Genomic DNA, 6,708 nt, shown 5'->3' with positions numbered 1-6,708 from the left:
GTGCGACCGCACTCGTACAAGCGATTCTCGTCCTGCAGCTCGTCGAAGAGGGCCGCTACTCAAGATGAAAAGGGCTCCGTGTCGCAGCCGGTGCGGCAGGCCAGTTCAGATCTTCGATGGGAAGAATCCATGTTCGGTCCAACCGAGCCGTGACATTGTCGGCCGCCTCGAAACTGTCGATCGCCTGGGTTCCTTGGTGCGCTTGCCAGGCTTTAGCGGCCATGTCCAACAGTTCGCGCGATGAGGGGCGTGTCTCGGGGAGCTTGGCCAATGCTCTATCGACCAGGCTACGTAGAAGGTTGGGGAGCATGGAGGTGTCGACGGTTTCGTTCAGCACCTTGAGTGCCAAGACCTCCGGGCGCCCGGTTCCGTAGGGTGGAGCGCCCGTGGCCGCGTATACGACCAGCATCGCCCAGCCGTAGACATCGGCGGGTGGCCCGGCTGGTGCGTCGCTGTACTCTTCGGGGCTCACCCATCCTGGTGATCCGACGAGAGTGCCGGTGCGGGTCATAACACTCGCGTCGAGCGCGCGGGCGATGCCGAAGTCGACGAGCTTAGGGCCACTCGGCGAGAGGATGACGTTCGACGGCTTGATGTCACGGTGAACCACGCCTGCCGCGTGCACGGCCACCAATGCTTCGGCGAGTCCGGCTGCGAGCCCGAACAACGCGTCGCCCTGGAGCGTCCCGTGAGTCCTGACGTGGTTCTCAAGCGTTGGCCCTGGCACGTATTCGGCAGCGAGCCATGGCCGAGCCGCGTTCCCGTCAGAGTCAAGAATTCGCGCGGTGCAGGCGCCGTTGACGCGGTCAAGGACGGAGATCTCCCGAGCGAATCGTGCGCGGAACTCCGAGTCGCTCGCGTATGAGGCATGAATGAGTTTGACGGCTACGCGAACCCCACGAGTGTCGATGCCCGCGAAGACGACTCCCATACCGCCTGCTCCGAGACGCCCCACCAGGCGATACGGACCAATCTGTGACGGATCTTCAACGGTGAGCGGTCGGAGAGCAGCGGTTGCCGGCATGTGCTGGTTCACCGGGCTCCGTTCAGGAGGGAAAGCACGGCGAGTGCCGGCCAATCGCGGGAAAAGTTCAGAGGTGTTTTATCCCATCCGACTCTCTCGTGTCGAGCGAGAATCATGCCATCTATGAGAATTTACTGTGCTCTTTGATGTATTTGCACTATAAGTCCGAAATTAGCCTATTTTGCGTGCGCCTTCATGAGTCTCTGCAACTCATCGGTCAGTAGTGCGAGGGATCCTTATTTGCCCCCTGTGTCTGGTGTCTGCCGTTGACGGGCGTCCCTGCGAATTATTGAGGTTGTTGTAAACCAATGAGCCGAGGTGGCTGTCTTCTTGTGGCATGTGTCGCGACGGGGCACGTGGTCGAGGAGGGCGTGACGATGGAGTACCGGTTCAATTCGCCTCCCGGATGGCCGGTTCCTCCTGTGGGCTGGCGGCCTCCGGAGGGATGGCAGCCGAATCCGTCGTGGCCTCCGGCGCCGCCCGGCTGGGAGTTCTGGGTTCCTGTCCAGCCGTCGCCTCCGCCTTCTGCGCCTCCGGTTCAGTCGCAGCCCGTTCTAGTTCCCGTTCCCGCGGTACCGGAGCGCGGCGGTGGGGGACTGTTCGGTGGCAAGAAGAAGCTGGAGGCGGAGAACGCCGAGTTGCGCGCGTGGGTCGAGCGGCTGGGTGGCATGGACGCCATGCGCGTCTCCGCGATGACCGAGGCGCTGCATGCCGAGCACCAGGGGCTGCAGACGGCCATCGCGGATGCCACGCGGCGGCTGCGCGAGGTCGAGCGGCTGATCGTGCAGACCGAGGAGACCGTGCTGTTGCAGGAGGCCGGTGTCTACGAGTACCGGCACCCGCTGAGTGACGCAGTGGCCTATAAGGAGCGATTGGCGCAGGTCAAGGCACGCATTAAGGAGTTGTCCAAGGACGGCAAGGCGGTGTTGGGCTCCACTAATTGGCAGGTCAACGGGTCGGCGGCCGAGGGACGCCGGATGATGCGTGACTTCTCCAAGCTGATGTTGCGTGCCTACAACGCCGAGGCCGACAACTGCGTGCGCACGATGCGTCCGTACAAGCTGCAATCAGCTGTCGATCGCCTGGAGAAGGCGGTGGAGATGATCGTCAAGCTCGGCAAGACGATGAGCATCCACGTCAGCGGCGATTACCACCGGTTGCGGGTCTACGAGCTGGAGCTGACCGCCGACTACCTGGCCAAGCAGGAGGAGGAGAAGGAGCGCACCCGTGCCCAGCGGGAGCAGCAGCGTGAGGAGGAGGCCGCGCGGCGGGAGTTCGAGCGGGAGAAGGCCAGGCTCCGTAAGGAGGAGTCCCACTACCGCTCCGCGCTGTCGAAGCTGCTGGCCAAGGGGGATGAGGCCGGGGCGGAGGAGCTCAAGGCGAAACTGGAGGAGATCGGCGCGGCGGTCAGCGACGTCGAGGCACGCGAGGCCAACGTTCGGGCCGGCTACGTATACGTGATCTCCAACATCGGCGCGTTCGGTGAGGACGTCGTCAAGATCGGCATGACCCGCCGCCTGGAACCCGAGGATCGCGTCCGGGAGTTGGGCGATGCTTCGGTGCCGTTCAAGTTCGACACCCACGCGCTGATCTTCAGTGACGACGCGGTCGGGCTTGAGGGGCGCCTGCACGCCGCGTTGAACGACCGGCGCGTCAACAAGGTCAACCTCCGCCGGGAGTTCTTCCACGCCACGCCCGCTGACGTCAGGGACCTGTTGCAGAAGATCGCGGGTCAGCACCTTCTGGAGTATCGGGACACTCCCGAGGCCCTGGAGTGGCACCAGTCGGTTCACGCGAAGGTGGCAGCGGGCTGAGCCGGATCGCACACCTGACCGATGTGCCCCGAGGGCACATCGAGGGCACATGGCGTTGGAAGGCGGCGGAGGACAATGTCAAACGACGGCAGCGTTCCCGCAGGTCAGGAGGCAGGTCGCTAGTCGGGGTGCAGGTCACAAGTACGCCGGATTAGAACCCGGCCTACAGGCCGACTCGTCCGCCCCTAAGTCGCTGACCTGGCGTGGAGCATCCGCTAGGCAAGATCAAGGCACTTTTGCCCGAGGGATCACGAAGACGCTCGCCGGTCCTGCTCGGTTCACGATGCCAACCCATTTGGTCGAAGCGGAACCGTCGGCCGCTCCGCCGCGTCAGGGTGGCCTGGAACGGCTGGCGCTGGCCGACATCGAGGCGTAGTGTTCGGATCGAACAAAGGTTCGATGAAATCGATCTGTTTCGATTTCGGCGGGCTTTATCTGTGAAGTTGTCCACTTTTGGTCATCTTCCATTTGTGGCAGATTTCGGTAATCACTCCTTTCCCTCGAGTTCAAAAAGGAAGCCAGGCGATGGAGCAGAGAGCCATGAAAGACGAATTCTTCCCAGCCGATTCTGTTTCTCATGATGACCCTGCGGTTGAACGGGCTATGGAGACGATTGATGGGCTGAAATCCTCCGAACAGAGAGAACTCCTGCGCAGCTCCTATCGTGCGGTCCTGGCCTTTGAGCGGACCAAGGATGTTGACCATCTCACGGATTTCGCAAAGAATCTGCTCGCAACCGTTCGTCTGCGCGGAATCCCCGCCTATGCGGAAGCGCTGAGAAAGGCCAGAGGCCCTCGTAAATCGGGCGAGGCGTTGAATGTCGAAGAGGTGCTCAATCGACTCATGGAGTAGCCATGGCGGAGCTGCGGCTCCAACCGGAAAGTAAGCGAATGCTCACAGAATGGTGGGAGTCGACCAAGCCTAAAGAGGGTGATCAGCAACTTGTCTGCGAGGTTCTGCGCACGATCATCAACGGGACGTGGAGCGATAGGTGGTACTCGGAACGAGATATAGCCGACGACCAGCCTGATCTCCCTGTCGTGATGATTTGGCCGCGGAAGACATTAGTCGTTCAGGTCTGCTTCTGGCTAGAGAAAGATCCACCTGAATTGCAATTGATCAACATCTTTGATACAGATGACCTCCCCGATGAGGGGTAGCAGGCTTGGGGGGATCAAGCCTTTCGGGTTGCTTGGGCAAACGCCTTTTCTGTCGAAGTTCCGCTTGCGCTACTCACCTGTCTCACCCCGATATCGCACCTGCCAGCGATCCCCGATGCCATGGTCGGTCGTAGGAGCCTTCTTATGCTCGGAGCACTTCGTTTCATCCGGTTTGGGGTGGGAGTTGTGTCATCGGTCGTAGACCGTCATGGCTGCTCTAGCAGGCGGGGACTGTGCAAAGAACGGCTCTGGCTCGCTTTCGGTGGTGACCGAGCGTGGTCACAGGTGATGAGGAGGCGCTGGAGACAAATCAGCAGGCCAGAAAGGTGTCGTGGCGCGGTCCGGCGAGCAGGGACACGGGCGACCGCGCGGTCCCACAGGCCTTTGGTGAGGAAACCGCCCAGCTCCGTGAGGTCAGCTTGATGCGCACGTTCCGTTACCACCGAAAGAGAGTCAGGGCCGTTTAATTGACGGACCCCGCTCCTGGTCGCTGAAAAGATCGCTCCTTTCGAAGTGCGGCGAACCGGCCCTCAGCAGGTGATCACCGATCTGCTTCACCGTGATTGCCGCAGCAAGCTTTCCGGTTTGCACGCTCTCGCGCGTCACTCCGGTGTGGCGATCTGAGGGATTTCTGCGTGACCAACCGCGTGACAACGACAATGAATTACCGTGGACTGTATGCGCAGGTGGGGGCGGGTATAGGCCATGGTCCCGCCCCCTCCTGGTTTCCCTCGTAATGAAGGAATCCGAGGCCATGAAGATGGGGTGCGGGACCTTGCGTTACTTCGCGCGTACGGTCACTTCTGCTTGTCGGGCCTGGAAGGCCAGACGCAGCGTGAAAGTGCCCAATGTGAACAGGTCGGCGCCGTCCCAATCGAAGTGCTCGACTTGTCCAGCAGGAGCGTCAGGCTGGGCGGTCACGCAGGTATGACCTTCCCGGTCCTCACGCCACTCGATGAGGTGAACATCCTCGAACCGGAAGACCACGAGAGGAGTCTTGGACAGCTCGGACGGGGTCCACCGCGAATCGTAGAGGAACTCCAGCCACAGCATGGGTGGCCAGCCAGGCTGATAGGTCAGGGATTTGAAGTCGGTGTCGTGAAAGTGGACATGGACGTTCTCCTTGGTTCAGAACTCGTACAGTCCTGTCTTGGGGGTGACGCTACGATCTTTGTCCTCGGTCGCGCCGGCGAACTCGGTCACTGACATGAGGACATGGTCCTGCAGACGGGAACGACCTCGGCAGGCCCCAAGCGGTGCCGGCGGTGATGCCTCCCTACCAGAACGGGAGGTCGGATCGGGGGTCCTGCACGTCGTCGTAAACCGCACGCAACCATGGCTGACGAACCTCCGGCAGTCGTGCAAGCGCGTGGAGGAACATCTCCCGGTCGAGCCGGAACGGGCCGGACGGCGGCGGCGGTGGCGGGTCATCGCGGTAGACGCCGTCGGGTAGCCCGCCCGACGCGGGGTGAAGTCGCCGATTGCGGCTGAAGGCCATGTACATCCACACATCGGCAGCCAGTGGCACCGCCGCCTCCGTGCCGGACGACCATGTCTCCCCGCTCTGCGGGTGCCGCGGAACCAAAGTGATGTCCGTGACCGTGGCGGGCAGGCCCGGCCCGGCCAGTGCCAGGTTCCTCGTCGGCGGCTTGGCCGGGAGCAGGGCATCGAGCGCCGGACGGAACGCGTCGGCGACAGGGCCATCGGGAACCACGACCCGCGCACCGCCCGACGTGGCCAGCAGGTGGGCCAGCGCCACCGAGACCGCCGCCTCCCACACCGGGCTCCACACTCCGATCGGCTCAATCGGCGGCCTTTCCGGCTGTTCCCGCAGTTCCTCCCAGCTGAGCACTCGGCGGGCGGGCGCGTCGGCGTCGAGGGGACGTACGGCGCGCGGGTCCAGCCACACCACCTGCCAGTACCCGCAGTCGTCGATGAGGGTGGCCACGGCACGCCCGCACTGCGCGCACGCCAGGTTGGGACCGTTCCTGCTGTCCAGACCGCAGCAGAGGCCGTCGCATCGCTCCGGAATCACAACGGTCCCGCGGACGTCGCCCAGCGCGACCGCGACCGCTCCCGGTGGCCCGTACGACAGGGAGTAGGTCGGCGCGTACACGCCGCGGGCTTCTGCCTCCGCCGTGCCGATCTCCTCCCACCGCCGCCACGGCGGCCCGGAGGGTTCCAGGTCCACCGCGTAGGTCCCAGGCTCCATGAGCACGGGAAGTAGCTCGTGGCCGTACTTCCGATGGGCGTGGGCGGGGAGCGCGACCTGCGACACGGGTAGGGCCAGCGAGGCGTCACAGCCCGCACACGTGAACACGATCATGCGCCCTCCCGCGTCACGGTGCTTGGATCATCTTGGCTCAGAACCAATCTTGAGGGAGTCGCTCGATGGCTCTTCCCTGAAGCGGGTGTCTTTCAAATCGGCTATATGTGTCTAAAAAGGATTTCGTGAGAGTGTGGATGGGCGTTCATCGCGTCGGTCAGATCACTCTCGGTGAGGCTGAGGGTGAAGGCACTGCCCGCCTGTGAGGGATCCCAGCCGTGGTCAAGGGCCCTCCGTATGGTCGCCGCCACGAGAGCCGGCCGTACGGTCGTCGTTCGCTCCCCGAGCCAGGCGTCCGGTCGCGAGCGGTCGCGTCCTCGGAGCGGTGTAAAAGGCTCGACGAGGTAGGTGCCGTGGGTTGATCTTAGGCGGCCTCGGTCGTGG

At 63.1% G+C, this 6,708-nt stretch carries 6 protein-coding genes; 3 read left to right on the top strand and 3 right to left on the bottom strand.

Features of this window, described 5'->3' with window-relative positions:
* Positions 1-55: 55 nt before the first annotated feature.
* Positions 56-1,036 carry a serine/threonine-protein kinase gene (locus ACSDR0_RS48975; RefSeq protein WP_435295848.1) on the bottom strand — a complete coding sequence of 327 codons (981 nt, stop codon included), beginning with the start codon at positions 1,034-1,036 and terminating at the stop codon, positions 56-58.
* 626 nt (positions 1,037-1,662) lie between these two features.
* Between ACSDR0_RS48975 and ACSDR0_RS48970 the strand changes: the two genes are divergently transcribed.
* From ACSDR0_RS48970 to ACSDR0_RS48960, 3 genes are all read left to right on the top strand, one after another.
* A complete protein-coding gene (locus tag ACSDR0_RS48970; protein ID WP_435295847.1) occupies positions 1,663-2,838 on the top strand; it encodes a DUF4041 domain-containing protein in 1,176 nt (391 codons plus the stop codon).
* Positions 2,839-3,363: 525 nt separating this feature from the next.
* Positions 3,364-3,690, top strand: a complete 327-nt coding sequence (locus ACSDR0_RS48965) for a hypothetical protein (RefSeq protein WP_435295846.1) — start codon at positions 3,364-3,366, stop codon at positions 3,688-3,690.
* Positions 3,691-3,692: 2 nt separating this feature from the next.
* A complete protein-coding gene (locus ACSDR0_RS48960) occupies positions 3,693-3,998 on the top strand; it encodes a hypothetical protein (RefSeq protein WP_435295845.1) in 306 nt (101 codons plus the stop codon).
* A 780-nt stretch (positions 3,999-4,778) separates the two neighbouring features.
* On the opposite strand, the gene ACSDR0_RS48955 is transcribed toward ACSDR0_RS48960, so the two are convergent.
* On the bottom strand, positions 4,779-5,051 hold the full coding sequence (locus tag ACSDR0_RS48955; protein WP_435295844.1) for a hypothetical protein: 273 nt from the start codon (positions 5,049-5,051) through the stop codon (positions 4,779-4,781).
* A 223-nt stretch (positions 5,052-5,274) separates the two neighbouring features.
* Complete coding sequence (locus ACSDR0_RS48950; RefSeq protein WP_435295843.1) at positions 5,275-6,324, bottom strand: hypothetical protein; 1,050 nt, start codon at positions 6,322-6,324, stop codon at positions 5,275-5,277.
* Positions 6,325-6,708: the final 384 nt, after the last annotated feature.

The organism is Streptosporangium sp. G11 (assembly GCF_051192615.1).
Classification (GTDB): domain Bacteria; phylum Actinomycetota; class Actinomycetes; order Streptosporangiales; family Streptosporangiaceae; genus Streptosporangium.
This window is presented reverse-complemented; position numbering and strand designations above follow the sequence as displayed.